Genomic DNA, 16,192 nt, shown 5'->3' on the forward strand with positions numbered 1-16,192 from the left:
TCCCCTCTGGGTCCGGCTTGATTGTCGGACTCAGAGGGGATTCGTCGTTAGTTGCTAGTCCGCCGGAACAATAGCTTCGCGAGAGACACGGAGCACTTCCACGGCTCCCATGAGCGCGGCCCCTCGGATCGTGATGGAAGGCGCATCTGCGGGAAGATCGCGTTGCGCAACTGTCACCGAGGGATGATCTTTGACCTCAAAAGCACCCATCAGACCAAACCCCTCGGCCTTGACCCGCACGTCTTCCGGGACCACTAGTCGGACCCCACCCATGAGGGCGAAAGCGCTAATAGTAGTGCTGGTCGAGGACAAACGAGCGTGCTGTAGGTTCAGATCCGTGCCACCCATCATCGCAAAAGAGACGTGCTGCGCACCGATTTGCCAGTCACCCTCGTGGGTGACAGCGCCCATGATCGCTAAAGACAGCTTCGAGCCGCCTTTGTCTGTGGAAACGAAATGCGATGCTTGATTGGGTGGCCTTAGGATTGGAGGTTGTGTAGGGGAGAGGACAAGATCTTTGGTGAGGTCATCCAGCTCGTCGCCAAAGGTGCACTTCCAAACAACTGAGGTGCGTTCTTCAAACTCGGCGAGGGTGATTTGTCCATCGGCAAAGGCCTCGGAGAGGGCATTGGACGCGATTTCTCGCTCCTGACTCGTGGCGCGACGCCGAGGGGTGTTGGGGGTGTGCTCCGGCGGAAGTGGGCTGTTCATGGGCGTGATTTTACTCGGAAACCGCGTGTAGTGCCGGGTATGTGGAAACCACCGTACAGCGGGATTTGGGGACTTAAGTGTTGCTGTAGTAACGTCTATCGGGTATCCCACGTCTAGATGGTGGGAGCCTGAATGTATCCAGTAGGCCAGCGAGAGCGGCTGACTGGTTTTCGCGCGTTTAAAGAAGTGTGCGTTTCGGGTAACTGAGCTTGCTTTTCAAGCTTTCTCAACAATCGGTCGGCATTCCCGGCCGCAAGCCGATCAGATAAACAAGAAAGACGGTTCATGCCAACTATTCAGCAGCTGGTCCGCAAGGGCCGCCACGACAAGAGCCAGAAGGTTGCTACGGTAGCTCTGAAGGGTTCCCCACAGCGTCGTGGCGTGTGTACCCGCGTGTACACCACCACTCCTAGGAAGCCTAACTCTGCACTCCGTAAGGTCGCGCGTGTTCGCTTGACCTCCGGCATCGAGGTTTCCGCTTACATCCCAGGTGAGGGCCACAACCTCCAAGAGCACTCCATGGTGCTCGTCCGCGGTGGTCGTGTGAAGGACCTTCCTGGTGTTCGTTACAAGATCGTCCGTGGCGCACTGGATACCCAGGGTGTTAAGGATCGTAAGCAGGCTCGTTCCCGCTACGGTGCAAAGAAGGGACAGAACTAATGCGTAAGAATGCAGCAGTCAAGCGGCCAGTAGTTAAGGACCCAGTTTACAAGTCTGAACTGGTTACCCAGCTGGTTAACAAGGTCCTTCTGGACGGTAAGAAGTCCACCGCTGAGCGCATCGTCTACGGTGCACTCGAGCAGTGCCGCGAAAAGACCGGCACCGATCCGGTAGGCACCCTGGAGAAGGCCCTGGGCAACATCCGCCCAGACCTCGAGGTTCGTTCCCGTCGTGTTGGTGGCGCAACCTACCAGGTTCCAGTCGAAGTTCGTCCTGGCCGTTCCAACACCCTCGCACTGCGCTGGATGGTTATGTACACCCGTCAGCGTCGCGAGAACACCATGATTGAGCGTCTTGCAAACGAGATTCTCGACGCATCCAACGGCCTTGGTGCTTCCGTGAAGCGCCGCGAGGATATGCACAAGATGGCTGAAGCCAACCGTGCATTCGCTCACTACCGCTGGTAATCAAAGCGAACTATATGAACGAGCACAGAGCCCGAATGACCCGTGTCACCGCAATAGCGCGAATTCGAAACTGATTTCGTTGCAACGTAGTGGCTTGGGCTTTCGGGCTTTTGCCGTTGAGTGGGGAAGAGGCAAAAGATAGGCTTTTTACCCCCGCTCACGCTGCCATATACCACGATTAATGGCAGAATTAACCGAGAACTATCCACCTTTGGCGTCCGCTGGTGATCATCCACGACGTCCACGACTACTTAAGTTGGGGTAAGACTGTGGCACAAGAAGTGCTTAAGGACCTAAACAAGGTTCGCAACATCGGCATCATGGCTCACATCGATGCTGGTAAGACCACCACGACCGAGCGCATCCTGTTCTACACGGGTATCAACCGTAAGGTGGGCGAGACCCACGACGGTGGCGCAACCACTGACTGGATGGAGCAGGAGCAGGAGCGTGGCATCACCATTACCTCCGCTGCTGTGACCTGTTTCTGGGAAGGTAACCAGATCAACATCATTGACACCCCGGGTCACGTTGACTTCACCGTTGAAGTTGAGCGTTCCCTGCGTGTTCTGGATGGCGCAGTTGCTGTTTTCGACGGCAAGGAAGGCGTGGAGCCACAGTCCGAGCAGGTCTGGCGTCAGGCTGCTAAGTACGACGTTCCTCGTATCTGCTTTGTTAACAAGATGGACAAGCTCGGTGCAGACTTCTACTACACCGTAGGCACCATTGAGGATCGCCTAGGCGCACGTCCACTCGTGATGCAGTTGCCAATTGGCGCTGAGGATGACTTTGACGGCGTCGTTGACCTTCTTGAGATGAAGGCTCTGACTTGGCGCGGCAAGGTCGAGGTCGGTACCGAGGCTACCGTTGAAGAGATCCCAGCTGATCTGCAAGAGCGTGCCGAGGAATACCGCGAGAAGCTCGTCGAGACCGTTGCAGAGTCCGATGAAGCGCTCATGGAGAAGTACTTCGGTGGCGAAGAGCTAACCCTTGAGGAGCTCAAGGCCGGCATCCGCAAGATGGTTGTCAACTCCGAGATCTACCCTGTTTACTGTGGTACCGCATACCGCAACAAGGGCATCCAGCCGCTGCTCGACGCAGTTGTTGACTTCCTGCCTAACCCACTCGACATCGGTGAGGTTCACGGCATTGCAGTTGGTAACCCGGATGAAGAGCTCACCCGTAAGCCAGCAATTGAAGAGCCATTCTCCGCACTGGCATTCAAGATCGCTGTGCACCCATTCTTCGGTAAGCTCACCTACGTCCGTGTCTACTCGGGCCAGGCAATCCCAGGCGAGCAGATGCTGAACTCCACCAAGGAGCAGCGCGAGCGCGTCGGTAAGCTCTTCCAGATGCACGCAAACAAGGAAAACCCTGTTGAGCACGCAGACGCAGGTAACATCTACGCGTTCATTGGTCTGAAGCACACCACCACCGGTGACACCCTGTGCGATCCTGCAAACCCAATCATTCTGGAGTCCATGGACTTCCCTGATCCGGTTATCCAGGTTGCTATTGAGCCAAAGACCAAGGCTGACCAGGAGAAGCTGGGTACTGCAATTCAGAAGCTTGCTGAAGAGGACCCAACCTTCACCGTGCACCTCGACGACGAGTCTGGACAGACCGTTATCGGCGGCATGGGCGAGCTCCACCTTGACGTTCTTGTTGACCGCATGAAGCGTGAATTCAAGGTTGAGGCAAACGTTGGTGCACCTCAGGTTGCTTACCGCGAGACCATCCGCAAGAAGGTCGAGTCCCTGGACTACACCCACAAGAAGCAGACTGGTGGTTCCGGTCAGTTCGCAAAGGTCATCGTCACCATCGAGCCTTACAACCCAACTGCGGACGAGCTCGAAGAGGGCCAGAGCGCAACCTACGCATTCGAGAACGCTGTTACCGGTGGTCGTGTTCCTAAGGAATACATCCCATCCGTTGACGCTGGTATCCAGGATGCAATGCAGTATGGCTACCTTGCTGGTTACCCACTGGTTAACATCAAGGCAACCCTTGAAGACGGCGCATACCACGACGTTGACTCCTCGGAAATGGCCTTCAAGATGGCTGGTTCCCAGGTTCTGAAGGAAGCTGTTGCAAAGGCAAAGCCAGTTCTGCTGGAGCCTTTGATGGCTGTCGAGGTCACCACTCCTGAGGAGTACATGGGCGACGTTATCGGCGACCTGAACTCCCGTCGTGGACAGGTTGGTGCGATGGAAGATCGTTCCGGCGCGAAGGTTGTCAAGGCGACTGTTCCACTGTCTCAGATGTTCGGCTACGTCGGCGACCTGCGTTCCAAGACCCAGGGTCGCGCGAACTACACCATGGTGTTCGACTCCTACGGTGAGGTTCCATCGAACGTTGCTCAGGACATCATCGACGAGCGCAACGGTAAGGCATAGGTAGTTTCCGAACTACTAACGCTTGTCGTTAAAATGGGTCTATCGCGTTGTCAAGGACCCACAGGAATGGCTGTGCCAGCTTTCCGTGTGTAGGATGCGATAGACCCGCCCAGTAGGGCAGCGGTCGGGCTGAGATACCACCCCGGTGATGGGGGTGTCTGAGCCGGCCGTTACCCTCAATGTTGATTCGAGTTTTGAATCGGCCACCTGCCATAGTCGGCCCGAGCCGACCTTGGTTTGAAAAACGGCCTTGAGAAATCTAGGATCATGTAACTGGCACATTGTGAAATGGCCATTGCTATCCACGCCCCGCAAGGCGGCTGGGTAACAAGGCATCTGTAAACCCACGTGGCTGCGAAGGTCGTAGCCACCATGAAGTCCAGGAGGACATACAGTGGCAAAGGCGAAGTTCGAGCGTACAAAGCCGCACGTTAACATCGGCACCATTGGTCACGTCGACCACGGCAAGACCACCACCACAGCTGCAATCACCAAGGTTCTTGCAGACCTGTACCCTGAGGAGAACGAGTCCTTCGCATACGACGCGATTGACAAGGCTCCTGAGGAGCGCGAGCGCGGTATTACCATCAACATTTCCCACGTTGAGTACAACACCCCTAAGCGCCACTACGCACACGTTGACGCACCAGGCCACGCCGACTACATCAAGAACATGATTACCGGTGCTGCTCAGATGGACGGCGCAATCCTCGTTGTTGCTGCAACTGACGGCCCAATGCCTCAGACCCGTGAGCACGTTCTGCTTGCTCGCCAGGTTGGCGTTCCTTACATCCTCGTTGCGCTGAACAAGTGCGACATGGTTGACGATGAGGAAATCATCGAGCTCGTTGAGATGGAAGTTCGTGAGCTTCTGGCTGACCAGGACTACGACGAAGAAGCACCAATCGTCCAGATCTCCGCTCTCGGCGCACTGAACGGCGAAGAGAAGTGGGTCAATGCAGTTGGCGAGCTCATGCAGGCTTGTGACGATTCGATCCCGGACCCAGTCCGTGAGACCGACCGTGACTTCCTGATGCCAGTTGAGGACATCTTCACCATTTCCGGTCGCGGTACCGTTGTTACCGGCCGTGTTGAGCGTGGCGTCCTGAACCTGAACGATGACGTTGAGATCATCGGCATCAAGGAAAAGCCAGTCACCACCACCGTTACCTCCATCGAGATGTTCAACAAGCTTCTCGACACCGCTGAGGCTGGCGACAACGCTGCACTTCTTCTTCGTGGTATCAAGCGCGAGGACGTTGAGCGTGGCCAGGTCATCATCAAGCCAGGCGCTTACACCCCTCACAAGAAGTTCGAGGGCTCTGTCTACGTTCTGTCCAAGGACGAGGGCGGCCGCCACACCCCATTCTTCGACAACTACCGTCCTCAGTTCTACTTCCGTACCACTGACGTGACCGGCGTTGTCAAGCTGCCTGAGGGCACCGAGATGGTTATGCCAGGCGACAACGTCGACATGACCGTTGAGCTCATTCAGCCAGTCGCAATGGACGAGGGCCTGCGCTTCGCAATTCGCGAAGGCTCCCGTACCGTTGGTGCAGGCCGCGTTACCAAGATCATCGAGTGATAACGCGCTAGCTTGCTAGCAACACTTGCCTAATGCCGTCTTACCCTTCAGGGTAGGGCGGCATTTCGCATTGTCCACGAGGAATTCACTAGACTTGTGCGACATGAATGATCCAACCCGTATTCCGCGCGTGCTCGAAGAACTCCGAGCCACGTGGGAAGGGCAACCGGATCTCACTCTGCCCGCACTTTTCGGCATCCTTGCCAATAGGGGAGCGGGGTGGGGCGCGTCGGATGAAGATCTCGTCGAGGCGCTTAGAAAAGAGAGTGCGCTACACCCAGACCTTCTGCCCCGCGACGAAGAAGGTCGCGCGGCGGGTCGGTTCTTGATCTCGACGACAAACCCAACGACTCGAGTAACTTGTTCGCCAAACACCGTGGTGATTCGCGCTGGTGGTAGTCAATCGCGACAGCCTGCTGCCTGGCAATACTCGGCGATCCGTTCGACCGGTCCAGGAAGGCCACTTGTCATCGCCGATGAGAACGAGATCGACCATCGTTTTGGCGTAGTCTCGCTCATCACCAATCTGCAGTCCGACGACGCTATCGAACTCGAAGGATTGGAGCGCGAAGACCTAGGAAACTACTCTTGGTTCCTTCGGCTCGACGACGACCGCCGTGTGATTCTCGGCCACAAGATTCGTATCTGGGACGCGTCGAACAGAGACATTGAACACCGGCAGCTCTCCTGGCACTCGGTGGTTCAATGCGTGGAGGGAGCCCCCTTCATCGTGCAACCAGCCGGCGGCGGTACGGCCATTGACCTTGGCATTGTCCAGGAGATCGAACTGATCGAAAACTAGGCTTCGACTCGGTTGAGATGAAGCTTGTACACGGTGTCTAGATCAAGATCCTCCACAGCATCACGGAAGTTGTCCTCTGTGGCTTCGATTACGTGAACTAGGTCGTGAAGGTCCGCATGCGGATCAGCGCTGACCGTAAACGTGATGGTAGGACGGTCCTTGATCATCGCGACGGCAGCCTGCACCGAGGTCACGGCTTCAGTTTGCTGCAAGATGGTGCCCATCGCGCCAGCGAGTTGACCGATGTGGACGGTGGTGTTTCCGCTTTGGTGGTCGTCGTTAAGCTCTCTGCGAGTAAAGCTACGTTTGCGCAGGTTGGCGACGATCATGGAGATGCCTACCGCTGCGAAAATAACGCATAAGAGTCCGAGGACCCAGGGATACCAAGACCACTGCGGTAGATCGGCTACTACGGAACGGTCCCACGCCCGAACGACGGAGCTCACACGTGGAATGTCAAAGTACAGCGCGAGTGGATATAGGCCTGCCACAACGAGTAGGAGTCCGCATATGAAGACGGCGAAGCGGTCGAAAAAGGACAGAACGGGGGTCATAGGACCTCCTTGGGATCTTCGGGAATCACGTTGACCTTGATGGCAGGGGGAGGGTCGAGCAGTTCGAGCTCAGGGCGAAGGGCCTCAGGAATTGATGTCAAGAGCGCGTCACCTGTTCCGTCGTCGCCAACAGAAATGGCAAGCCGCTTGCGATCGGCGCGTGAACTAATGTCAGCGACCCCAACCTCGGACTTGGTAGTGGCTGTTGACTTGCGCGCGATGTCCACCGGCCGCATCCAGATAGAGGCGGAGGATTTCATCCGGACATAAGGACGAAGACGCGGCGCGAATGCCATCCAGATCAGCCAAAGGCCGACAAGCGTGACGACGATACCCCCCAGCAACTGCAGGGGTGCCTACGGGGAAGCTGGCCAGAAAGTCATAGACGGGTTCGAGCCAACCGCGCCGGTCCTCGTATTGCAATGCCATCCACAAATCCCGGCCAAGTACGGTAGACAGACCTACCAAGATGATGCCAAGGAGGATCGTCAGACCGCGGGCCTGTGGGTGAGCACGAGGCTCCGCGCCGTAACCAGATGTGGTCATTGGAAATCTCCTCCGGGTTGAATAGCGATTGGGCGAAGAGGCAACGGCTCCGGCACCGAAGGCACGAACACCGGCGTCGGTTCGGGGACGACCACCGGTTGTGGCGCGTAAGAAGCCACTACGGGGAAGTCCGAGACAAGCGGAAGCCGAGTCGGAGTCTGTGGGACCCAGACGTCAACCGGTTTCGGAGGTGTAAGCGGTGCACGAACAGGAAGTGCAGGAGCCACCGACACGGCACGCAAAGGCTGCTGCGGCAAGACTTCTGGGTGGACAATGCTCTTCGATGGCACCTGAATCGGACGTAGGGTTGCCTCGACGCGGTGGTGTCGAACTTCGTCGCGAGTAACTCGTGCGCCAGTGGGGCTTGGTGCGAAAGCGACAATTGTTACGTTGACACGGCTCACTGTGTAGCCGGTAAAGGTCTGCACCCGTGAAGTGATAGTTTGGCGGACTCGCTCGGCGATCGCCTTTGCCGGCGCGGGAAAAGCGACAGCGATTTCGGCATCAATAGTCACTAGGCCCGCCGGTCGATCGATTGATGCAGTGAAGCGTGGCAAACTTCGTCCAGCCAAACCAGCGAGCTTCGCATCCTGATTCACCGTGCCTGGCACCGACTTGGTAGCCACAGAGGCGATTCGTTCAACGGTGCGTTCACTGATTCGATAGGAGTCGGACATTAGCTGCGGCCCTTTCCGGACAGCGTGCTGATCTTCTCAGCTAGATCAATGCGACCGTCTAGTTGTGCACCGACGACTCCACCGATGCCTCCAAAGAGAAGCACCCAAATAGGCCCAGACCAGCCACCGATGATGATGGCAAACGCGAAGACTAGGCCGATCACGACACCGAGGATGGTTTTATTCTCAAAAAAGTTCACAGTTTTTCACCAATTCTCTAAGACGGGCGTCACGCTGGCGTGTTGTCCGGCTGGAATGACTCGGAAATATCACCAACGGTGACGTCGATGAGCGACATGCCCGTCACTGTCTGGACCTGGTGGCGGACATCGTCGGCAAGCTCGTTCAGATTTCGGCCGGCGGAGATGTCAGCTACAACGTGCACCTCGAGTCCGTCGGCGCCACCGCGGTGAAGAGGCTTCAGCCCCACGACTCGCTCGTGGGGATACAACATGGCCACCTCTCCGTGGCGCCCCGCGTGCATGGAAGCGACACCGGAGACGGACAACACGGCGGCTTGTGCGGCTAAGGCGTCATCGATATTCAGGCGGGCGGGCATGTGTTACTGCTCCACCTGCTTAGTGGTCTCGTCGACCTCGTTATCAAGGCTTGGGAGGTGAATGTCGTGGACGGTGACGTCTACCTTGTCCACGATCAGGCCAGTCATGCGGGTGATTGCCGAGATAATGTTTTCGCGGATTGCGTTGGCAAGCTCGTGAATTGCGACGCCATACTCCGCGATAACTGAAACGGCTGCGGAAGCGTGGCCGTTGTCTACCTGGACGGTGACGCCCTGCTGGATATTGCTGGAGGAGGTGAGCGACTCGCGGATCGCACCCACCATGCGGGCGGTGGAGCCGCCGAGGTTGTACACGCCCGAGACCTCGCGGGCAGCGATGCCAGCAATCTTGCTGACGACGGTGTCTTCAATGATGGTGGAGCCATAGTCAGTAACCAGGACTTCATTTGTCGACTGCGTTTCAGTCACGACAGAGGTCGAGGTAGCTGGGGTCTGCTCGGTAGGTGTGGAGTTAGTCATGGGAACCCTCTCGAAGCTCACAGGCACAGTGACAAATCCATTAAATTGCCATGTCATCCATGCTTCAGATGCAATTTCTCAGTACGAAGACAACTCTACAGAAAACAAAAATGGCGCAAGGTCAAACGCTATTTGTGTTTCCGGTACACTTCGTGGTTTAATACTCGAGTTGCTTTAACAACGGCATTTCTGCTGGAAACCGCAGGGTGCCGATGGTGAGGCGAACATGACACCTTTGCACAGGCGATCGTCGTAAGGCGAAAGACTGACGAAGGCCTCATGATCGGGTACAGGTCAAAGGACACTTCCGAGAATGGGGACCGGAGAAGGGGCATGGCAAATAAACAGCGGCAGTACGCAAGGGCCACGCTTATCCCGTATATGGGGGTATACGATCCCTTCCGAGTCTGACATACATGAGCTTGCTTAACGACGAGCCCGTGGCGACAGCACTGATTGAGCGCATTTATTTCCCCGCTCTTTTCATCTATCGGTTCATGTCATGACAGTCATTTAGTAAAAGACACTGGCGTTGGAGCCGTGGCCTAGTCCCGGACAACGTTATAGAGAAATCGAGAAGCTAACACCCCACCGCTTCACCAAGGTGGAATGTGGGGAATGCGAGGAAGAGGAAAGCGTGGCGGGACAAAAGATCCGCATTCGGCTGAAGGCCTACGACCACGAAGCGATCGACGCATCTGCAAAGAAGATCGTCGAAACTGTTACCCGTACGGGTGCACGTGTCGTTGGACCAGTGCCGTTGCCTACCGAAAAGAACGTGTACGCCGTTATTCGTTCTCCACATAAGTACAAGGACTCTCGCGAGCACTTCGAGATGCGCACTCACAAGCGCCTGATCGACATCCTCGACCCAACCCCGAAGACCGTTGACGCTCTCATGCGCATCGATCTTCCGGCCAGCGTCGATGTGAACATCCAGTAATCGCTGATCCCGAAGACTTTTGTAGCGGAGAACAAATATGACTAACACAGAGATCAAGGGCATTCTGGGCAAAAAGCTCGGCATGACTCAGATCTTCGACGAGGAAAACCGTGTCATCCCGGTTACCGTCGTTGAAGCTGGGCCATGTGTGGTTACCCAGATTCGCACCACCGAAACCGATGGCTACAACGCCATCCAGATTGCTTACGGCGACATCGATCCTCGTAAAGCTAACAAGCCTGCAGCTGGCCACTTCAAGAAGGCTGGCGTGACCCCACGCCGCTACGTTGCTGAGATTCGCATGGACGATGTCTCCGGCTACGAGCTTGGCCAGGAATTCACCGTTGATATCTTCGAAGGCGACACCTTCGTTGACGTCACCGGTACCACCAAGGGCCACGGCTACGCCGGCGCAATGAAGCGCCACGGCTTTGCTGGCCAGGGTGCCGCTCACGGTAACCAGGCTGCGCACCGCCGCGTCGGCTCCATTGGTATGTCTGCAACCCCTGGACACGTTTTCAAGGGAACCCGCATGGCAGGCCGCATGGGTGGCAACAAGGTAACCACCCAGAACCTGAAGATTCAGAAGATCGACGGCGAATCCAACCTGATCCTCATCAAGGGTGCAATCCCTGGTGCTAAGGGCAGCGTTGTCACCGTCAAGACCGCAGTGAAGGGCGGTGCTCACGCATGACGAACCTGACTCTTGACGTCCACACCGCCGACGGAAAGACCAACGGATCCGTCGAGCTTCCGGCAGAACTGTTCGACCGTGAAGCTTCCATCCCTCTGATGCACCAGGTTGTCACTGCACAGCTGGCAGCTGGTCGTCAGGGCACCCACTCCACGAAGACTCGTGGAGAGGTACGTGGCGGCGGCAAGAAGCCGTTCCGCCAGAAGGGTACTGGTCGCGCTCGTCAGGGCTCGATCCGTGCGCCTCACTACACCGGTGGTGGCATTGTCCACGGACCTAAGCCACGCGATTACTCGCAGCGCACCCCTAAGAAGATGATCAAGGCAGCTTTGGCTGGCGCACTGACCGACCGCGCACGCAACGCACGTATCCACGTCGTCGAGGAGCTCGTTCCAGGCCAGGAACCATCCACCAAGGCAGCACGCGCATTCATCGAGCGCCTCACGGATCGTAAGTCCGTTCTGCTCGTTGTTGGCCGCGAAGACTTGAACGCTCGCCGCAGTGCTAACAACCTGCCTAACGTTCACGTTCTTGAGCCAGCTCAGCTGAACACCTACGACGTGCTGAACTCCGACGATGTCGTGTTCTCCGTTGAGGCACTGCACACCTTCGTCGAGCGTACTAACGGCGCAGAGGCCAAGGAGGAGAACTAATGGCTAAGACCGCGAATCCACGCGACATCATCATTGCACCAGTCCTCTCCGAGAAGACCTATGCACTGATGGAGCAGAACACCTACACGTTCTTCGTGAACCCTTCTGCTAACAAGACCCAGATCAAGATTGCTGTAGAAGAGATTTTCGGCGTTCAGGTCGCTTCCGTGAACACCGCAAACCGCGAGGGCAAGCGCAAGCGTTCCCGCACCGGTTTCGGTAAGCGTAAGGACACTAAGCGCGCATACGTAACTCTCCGTGAGGGCAGCGACTCCATCGACGTCTTCGGCGGCTCGGTCGCCTAAGACTGCGATAGAAAAGGAACAATTATGGCTATTCGTAAGTACAAGCCGACAACTCCGGGTCGCCGCGCCAGCTCCGTTTCCGAGTTCAGCGAGATCACTCGCTCGACCCCGGAAAAGAACCTGCTGGCCCCACTCCCGAAGACCGGCGGTCGTAACTCCCACGGCCACATCACCACTCGTCACCGCGGCGGCGGCCACAAGCGTCGCTACCGCATCATCGACTTCCGTCGTAGTGACAAGGACGGCGTACTGGCAAAGGTCGCTCACATCGAGTACGACCCAAACCGTACCGCTAACATCGCACTGCTCCACTACTTCGATGGCGAGAAGCGCTACATCATCGCACCGAAGGGCCTGAAGCAGGGCACCATTATCGAGTCGGGCCCGAACGCAGACATCAAGGTTGGCAACAACCTTCCACTGCGCAACATCCCAACCGGTACCACCATCCACAACGTTGAACTGAAGCCAGGTGCAGGCGCTAAGCTCGCTCGCTCCGCAGGTGCTTCTATTCAGCTGCTCGGTAAGGAAGGCTCCTACGCAGTCCTGCGTATGCCTTCTTCCGAAATCCGTCGCGTAGACATCCGCTGCCGCGCAACTGTTGGTGAGGTCGGCAACGCTGACCAGATCAACATCCGCTGGGGTAAGGCTGGACGTATGCGTTGGAAGGGCTGGCGCCCAACGGTCCGCGGTGTTGTCATGAACCCTGTGGATCACCCACACGGTGGTGGTGAAGGTAAGACTTCCGGTGGTCGTCACCCAGTGTCCCCTTGGGGCCAGAAGGAAAGCCGTACCCGCAACCCGAACCGTTATTCCAACAACATGATCGTGCGCCGTCGTCGCTCGAACAAGAACCGCTAAGAGGAGGTAAACAGACATGCCACGCAGCCTTAAGAAGGGCCCGTTCGTCGATGAGCACCTCCTCAACAAGGTGGATGCTCAGAACGAAAAGGGCACCAAGCAGGTCATCAAGACCTGGTCTCGCCGCTCGACCATTCTCCCTGACTTCATTGGCCACACTTTTGCAGTCCACGATGGCCGCAAGCACGTGCCAGTGTTCGTTGATGAGTCCATGGTTGGCCACAAGCTCGGCGAGTTTGCACCTACCAAGACCTTTAAGGGTCACGTCAAGGACCAGAAGGGACGTCGATAAGCGATGAGTGAAACCATCACCTCCGCATCCGCGACCGCGAAGTACGTCCGCATCTCCCAGATGAAGGTCAACCGCGTCCTCGATCTCGTTCGCGGCAAGTCCGTGTCCGAGGCACTCGCAATCCTGAAGTACGCACCTCAGGGTGCTGCTAAGCCTGTGGCTAAGGTTGTCGCGTCCGCTGCTGCGAACGCTGAAAACAACTTCGGCCTGGACCCACGCACTCTGGTAGTAGCTGAGTGCTACGCAAACGAAGGCCCAACCATGCGTCGCTTCCAGCCTCGCGCTCAGGGCCGTGCGTTCCAGATCCGCAAGCGCACCTCCCACATCACCGTTGTTGTGGAGAGCCAGAAGGAAGGGGCTAAGTAATGGGCCAGAAGATTCATCCTCACGGCCTACGTCTGGGCATCACTTCCGAATGGAAGTCCCACTGGTACGCCGACAAGAACTACTCTGAGTACGTCGCTGAAGACATCAAGATCCGCGAATTCCTGTCCTCTGGACTGGAGCGCGCAGGTATCGCTGACGTCGTCATCGAGCGCACCCGTGACCGTGTCCGCGTTGACATTCACACCGCTCGTCCGGGCATCGTGATTGGTCGCCGCGGGTCCGAGGCAGACCGCATCCGCCGCGAGCTCGAAAAGCTCACCGGCAAGATGGTCGCTCTGAACATCCTCGAGGTCAAGAACGTCGACGCTAACGCAACCCTGGTTGCGCAGTCGATCGCCGAGCAGCTGGTAAACCGTGTCGCATTCCGTCGTGCAATGCGCAAGTCTATCCAGTCTGCAATGCGTCAGCCACAGGTCAAGGGCATCAAGGTGCTCTGCTCCGGCCGTCTTGGTGGCGCAGAAATGTCCCGCGTTGAGCGCTACCACGAAGGCCGTGTGCCACTGCACACCCTGCGTGCTGAGATCGACTACGGCTTCGCCGAGGCTCACACCACTTTCGGACGCATCGGCGTCAAGGTGTGGATCTACAAGGGCGACGTTGTCGGTGGCGTCCGCGAATCCGAGCTCAACGCTCCATCCGCAGGCCGTGGCCGCGGCGATCGTGATCGTCGCCCACGCCGTGGTGGCCAGCGCCGCCAGCGTGCAGAGCAGAAGAAGGAGGGCTAAGACACATGCTTATCCCTAAGCGCGTCAAGTACCGCCGCCAGCACCGCCCGACCCGTTCGGGTGTGTCCAAGGGTGGCAACAAGATTCAGTTCGGTGATTACGCAATCCAGGCTCTCGAGCCGGCATACATCACCAACCGCCAGATTGAGGCAGGCCGTATTGCCATCAACCGCCACATCAAGCGTGGTGGCAAGGTCTGGATCACCATCTTCCCGGACCGTCCGTTGACCCAGAAGCCGCTCGGCGTTCGTATGGGTTCCGGTAAGGGCCCTGTTGAGAAGTGGGTGGCTAACGTTAAGCCAGGCCGCATTCTCTTCGAGATGTCCTACCCGGATGAGGCTACCGCAGTAGAGGCTCTGCGCCGCGCGGCTCAGAAGCTTCCTTGCAAGGTCCGCATCATCGCTAAGGAGGACCAGTACTAATGGCTGCAGGAACCCCCGCACACGAATTCCGCGAGCTCAACAACGAGGAGCTCAACGACCGTCTGGCAGAAGCAAAGGAAGAGCTGTTCAACCTGCGCTTCCAGCTCGCGACCGGACAGCTGACCAACAACCGCCGTATCTCCACGGTCAAGCGTGACATCGCACGTATCTACACGGTGCTGCGTGAGCGTGAGCTCGGCCTGTCCGTAGTTCCGGGAGCTGAGGCTTAATCATGAGTGAGGCTAACGTGAACGAAACTGAAAAGAAGGCAGCAAAGGTCCGCCAGGGCTACGTTGTCTCTGACAAGATGGAAAAGACCATCGTTGTGCAGCTTGAGGACCGCAAGTCCCATGCTCTGTACGGCAAGATCATGCGCAAGAACAAGCGCGTCAAGGCACACGACGAAGAAAACACCGCAGGTGTTGGCGATCTCGTGCGTATCGAAGAGACCCGCCCGCTGTCCAAGGACAAGCACTTCCGTCTCATCGAGATCGTAGAGAAGGCTCGCTAGAGCACCGCTTTACGACGAACATTTCAACCCGCATCCACTCCGGTGGCTGCGGGTTGTGTGTTTTCTAAATCCGTTCTAGGGCTGCTTCAACCTCGGCTCGCGTCGGGGTATCAGCACCAGTGCGAGACACGGTGATGCCTGCCGCAGTGGCTGCGAAGAGAAGGATCTCCTCCCAGTCGCTCTTTTCCAAGTTCAGGAGCGTCTCCTGAGACAACCTGCGATGGTCAAACTCTGCCACTAGGGCCGCCATCACAGTGTCACCGGCGCCGATGGTATCGGCGACTTCGACCGTGGACGAGTCGATGCTTGCCTCGCCAAAAGGGGCGCGCACGTGAATACCTTGTCCGCCTCGTGTGGTCACCACGATTGGAACTTGGCTCACGTCTCCCATGAACGCTTCTTCGTCGTCGCTCATTTTCAAAACCGTGATGTGGGGGAGCATCTGGCCGAGGAATTCGCGGTGCTCGGGCGTGTCGTAGATCGGGCGGATGTTGGGATCGAGGCACACAACTACGCCGTTGACCGCGCTTTCTGCGCAGGCTTGTGCGTAGCGAGACGCGGCAGGCTCAAGTGATAGCGACACCGTACCGAACACTGCGAAACCCGAGGTAGCCGCCGTCGGCTCAGCGAACCGGTCGGCGGTGCCCTCGGTGTAAAAAGTGTAGGAAGCGCTGCCGTCCTCCTTCAACGCGGTAACTGCCAAAGTGGTCGGCTCGTCACCTCGTTGAAGCTGGGAAACGTCAACGCCTTCGTCGACAAGCGAGCTGACCAGCGCTTCACCGAAACCATCGCGCGACAACCTGGATTGAAAAGCCACGGGAGCGTCGAACCGACCTAAGGCACGGGCGACGTTGAATGGCCCGCCACCAAGTGCTGGCTGTAGTGGCGCGAGCTCGGTCGGGGAGAGTGGAACCAGGTCGATGAGGCCTTCGCCATACACAGTGATCATGTTTCAAACCGTA

Annotated in this window: 24 protein-coding genes; 16 read left to right on the forward strand and 8 right to left on the reverse strand. The window is 57.3% G+C overall.

The annotated features are described in order from the left end of the window. Positions 1-54: 54 nt before the first annotated feature. Positions 55-711, reverse strand: a complete 657-nt coding sequence (locus QP027_RS01335; protein WP_284825392.1) for a DUF1707 SHOCT-like domain-containing protein — start codon at positions 709-711, stop codon at positions 55-57. A gap of 285 nt (positions 712-996) precedes the next feature. Here QP027_RS01335 and rpsL point away from each other — a divergent pair, with 285 nt between their 5' ends. From rpsL to QP027_RS01360, 5 genes are all read left to right on the forward strand, one after another. Continuing rightward, positions 997-1,371: a 30S ribosomal protein S12 gene (gene rpsL, locus QP027_RS01340; protein ID WP_284825393.1), complete on the forward strand. Its 375-nt coding sequence runs from the start codon at positions 997-999 to the stop codon at positions 1,369-1,371. Further along, positions 1,371-1,838, forward strand: a complete 468-nt coding sequence (gene rpsG, locus QP027_RS01345; protein ID WP_284825394.1) for a 30S ribosomal protein S7 — start codon at positions 1,371-1,373, stop codon at positions 1,836-1,838. The genes rpsL and rpsG overlap by 1 nt, the downstream gene beginning before the upstream one ends. 269 nt (positions 1,839-2,107) lie before the next feature. Further along, positions 2,108-4,234: an elongation factor G gene (gene fusA, locus QP027_RS01350; RefSeq protein ID WP_284826881.1), complete on the forward strand. Its 2,127-nt coding sequence runs from the start codon at positions 2,108-2,110 to the stop codon at positions 4,232-4,234. Positions 4,235-4,628: 394 nt separating this feature from the next. Further along, a complete protein-coding gene (gene tuf / locus QP027_RS01355; RefSeq protein WP_284825395.1) occupies positions 4,629-5,819 on the forward strand; it encodes an elongation factor Tu in 1,191 nt (396 codons plus the stop codon). 103 nt (positions 5,820-5,922) lie between these two features. Further along, positions 5,923-6,621 (forward strand): hypothetical protein, encoded by a 699-nt coding sequence (locus QP027_RS01360; protein WP_284825396.1) that lies wholly within the window; start codon positions 5,923-5,925, stop codon positions 6,619-6,621. Here QP027_RS01360 and QP027_RS01365 read toward each other — a convergent pair. From QP027_RS01365 to QP027_RS01390, 6 genes are all read right to left on the reverse strand, one after another. After that, on the reverse strand, positions 6,618-7,175 hold the full coding sequence (locus QP027_RS01365) for an Asp23/Gls24 family envelope stress response protein (protein ID WP_284825397.1): 558 nt from the start codon (positions 7,173-7,175) through the stop codon (positions 6,618-6,620). The genes QP027_RS01360 and QP027_RS01365 overlap by 4 nt on opposite strands. A gap of 171 nt (positions 7,176-7,346) precedes the next feature. Then, entirely contained in the window at positions 7,347-7,721 is a 375-nt protein-coding gene (locus tag QP027_RS01370) for a hypothetical protein (RefSeq protein ID WP_284825398.1), read from the reverse strand. Beyond that, complete coding sequence (locus tag QP027_RS01375; protein WP_284825399.1) at positions 7,718-8,398, reverse strand: Asp23/Gls24 family envelope stress response protein; 681 nt, start codon at positions 8,396-8,398, stop codon at positions 7,718-7,720. Before QP027_RS01375 ends, QP027_RS01370 begins: the two co-directional genes overlap by 4 nt. Further along, positions 8,398-8,598 carry a hypothetical protein gene (locus QP027_RS01380; protein ID WP_284825400.1) on the reverse strand — a complete coding sequence of 67 codons (201 nt, stop codon included), beginning with the start codon at positions 8,596-8,598 and terminating at the stop codon, positions 8,398-8,400. Before QP027_RS01380 ends, QP027_RS01375 begins: the two co-directional genes overlap by 1 nt. A 29-nt stretch (positions 8,599-8,627) precedes the next feature. Continuing rightward, positions 8,628-8,957, reverse strand: coding sequence for an Asp23/Gls24 family envelope stress response protein (locus tag QP027_RS01385; RefSeq protein WP_284825401.1), 330 nt, complete (start codon positions 8,955-8,957; stop codon positions 8,628-8,630). A gap of 3 nt (positions 8,958-8,960) precedes the next feature. Then, the gene (locus tag QP027_RS01390) at positions 8,961-9,437 is read right to left on the reverse strand and encodes an Asp23/Gls24 family envelope stress response protein (protein ID WP_284825402.1); all 477 of its coding nucleotides are present in this window, start codon (positions 9,435-9,437) and stop codon (positions 8,961-8,963) included. A gap of 637 nt (positions 9,438-10,074) precedes the next feature. On the opposite strand from QP027_RS01390, the gene rpsJ reads away from it, so the two are divergent. The 11 genes from rpsJ to rpsQ are packed head-to-tail and all read left to right on the forward strand — an operon-like array spanning position 10,075 to position 15,230. After that, entirely contained in the window at positions 10,075-10,380 is a 306-nt protein-coding gene (rpsJ, locus tag QP027_RS01395; protein ID WP_003848085.1) for a 30S ribosomal protein S10, read from the forward strand. Positions 10,381-10,417: 37 nt separating this feature from the next. Beyond that, positions 10,418-11,074, forward strand: a complete 657-nt coding sequence (rplC, locus tag QP027_RS01400) for a 50S ribosomal protein L3 (protein WP_284825403.1) — start codon at positions 10,418-10,420, stop codon at positions 11,072-11,074. After that, a complete protein-coding gene (rplD, locus tag QP027_RS01405) occupies positions 11,071-11,727 on the forward strand; it encodes a 50S ribosomal protein L4 (protein WP_284825404.1) in 657 nt (218 codons plus the stop codon). Before rplC ends, rplD begins: the two co-directional genes overlap by 4 nt. Next, positions 11,727-12,032, forward strand: coding sequence for a 50S ribosomal protein L23 (rplW, locus tag QP027_RS01410; RefSeq protein WP_284825405.1), 306 nt, complete (start codon positions 11,727-11,729; stop codon positions 12,030-12,032). Before rplD ends, rplW begins: the two co-directional genes overlap by 1 nt. Positions 12,033-12,056: 24 nt before the next feature. Further along, complete coding sequence (gene rplB, locus QP027_RS01415) at positions 12,057-12,893, forward strand: 50S ribosomal protein L2 (RefSeq protein ID WP_284825406.1); 837 nt, start codon at positions 12,057-12,059, stop codon at positions 12,891-12,893. 16 nt (positions 12,894-12,909) lie between these two features. Next, a complete protein-coding gene (rpsS, locus tag QP027_RS01420) occupies positions 12,910-13,185 on the forward strand; it encodes a 30S ribosomal protein S19 (RefSeq protein ID WP_092256463.1) in 276 nt (91 codons plus the stop codon). 3 nt (positions 13,186-13,188) lie between these two features. Continuing rightward, positions 13,189-13,551 (forward strand): 50S ribosomal protein L22, encoded by a 363-nt coding sequence (gene rplV, locus QP027_RS01425; RefSeq protein ID WP_284825407.1) that lies wholly within the window; start codon positions 13,189-13,191, stop codon positions 13,549-13,551. Next, positions 13,551-14,297, forward strand: coding sequence for a 30S ribosomal protein S3 (gene rpsC / locus QP027_RS01430; protein ID WP_284825408.1), 747 nt, complete (start codon positions 13,551-13,553; stop codon positions 14,295-14,297). The genes rplV and rpsC overlap by 1 nt, the downstream gene beginning before the upstream one ends. A gap of 5 nt (positions 14,298-14,302) precedes the next feature. After that, positions 14,303-14,719 carry a 50S ribosomal protein L16 gene (gene rplP / locus QP027_RS01435; protein ID WP_284825409.1) on the forward strand — a complete coding sequence of 139 codons (417 nt, stop codon included), beginning with the start codon at positions 14,303-14,305 and terminating at the stop codon, positions 14,717-14,719. After that, entirely contained in the window at positions 14,719-14,949 is a 231-nt protein-coding gene (gene rpmC / locus QP027_RS01440; protein WP_284825410.1) for a 50S ribosomal protein L29, read from the forward strand. Before rplP ends, rpmC begins: the two co-directional genes overlap by 1 nt. Before the next feature lie 2 nt (positions 14,950-14,951). After that, positions 14,952-15,230 carry a 30S ribosomal protein S17 gene (rpsQ, locus tag QP027_RS01445; RefSeq protein ID WP_284825411.1) on the forward strand — a complete coding sequence of 93 codons (279 nt, stop codon included), beginning with the start codon at positions 14,952-14,954 and terminating at the stop codon, positions 15,228-15,230. A 64-nt stretch (positions 15,231-15,294) separates the two neighbouring features. Here the strand turns inward: rpsQ and QP027_RS01450 are convergent, their stop codons facing one another. Then, positions 15,295-16,179, reverse strand: coding sequence for a carbohydrate kinase family protein (locus QP027_RS01450; protein WP_284825412.1), 885 nt, complete (start codon positions 16,177-16,179; stop codon positions 15,295-15,297). Positions 16,180-16,192: the final 13 nt, after the last annotated feature.

The organism is Corynebacterium breve, from assembly GCF_030252165.1.
In the GTDB taxonomy this organism is placed as follows: domain Bacteria; phylum Actinomycetota; class Actinomycetes; order Mycobacteriales; family Mycobacteriaceae; genus Corynebacterium; species Corynebacterium breve.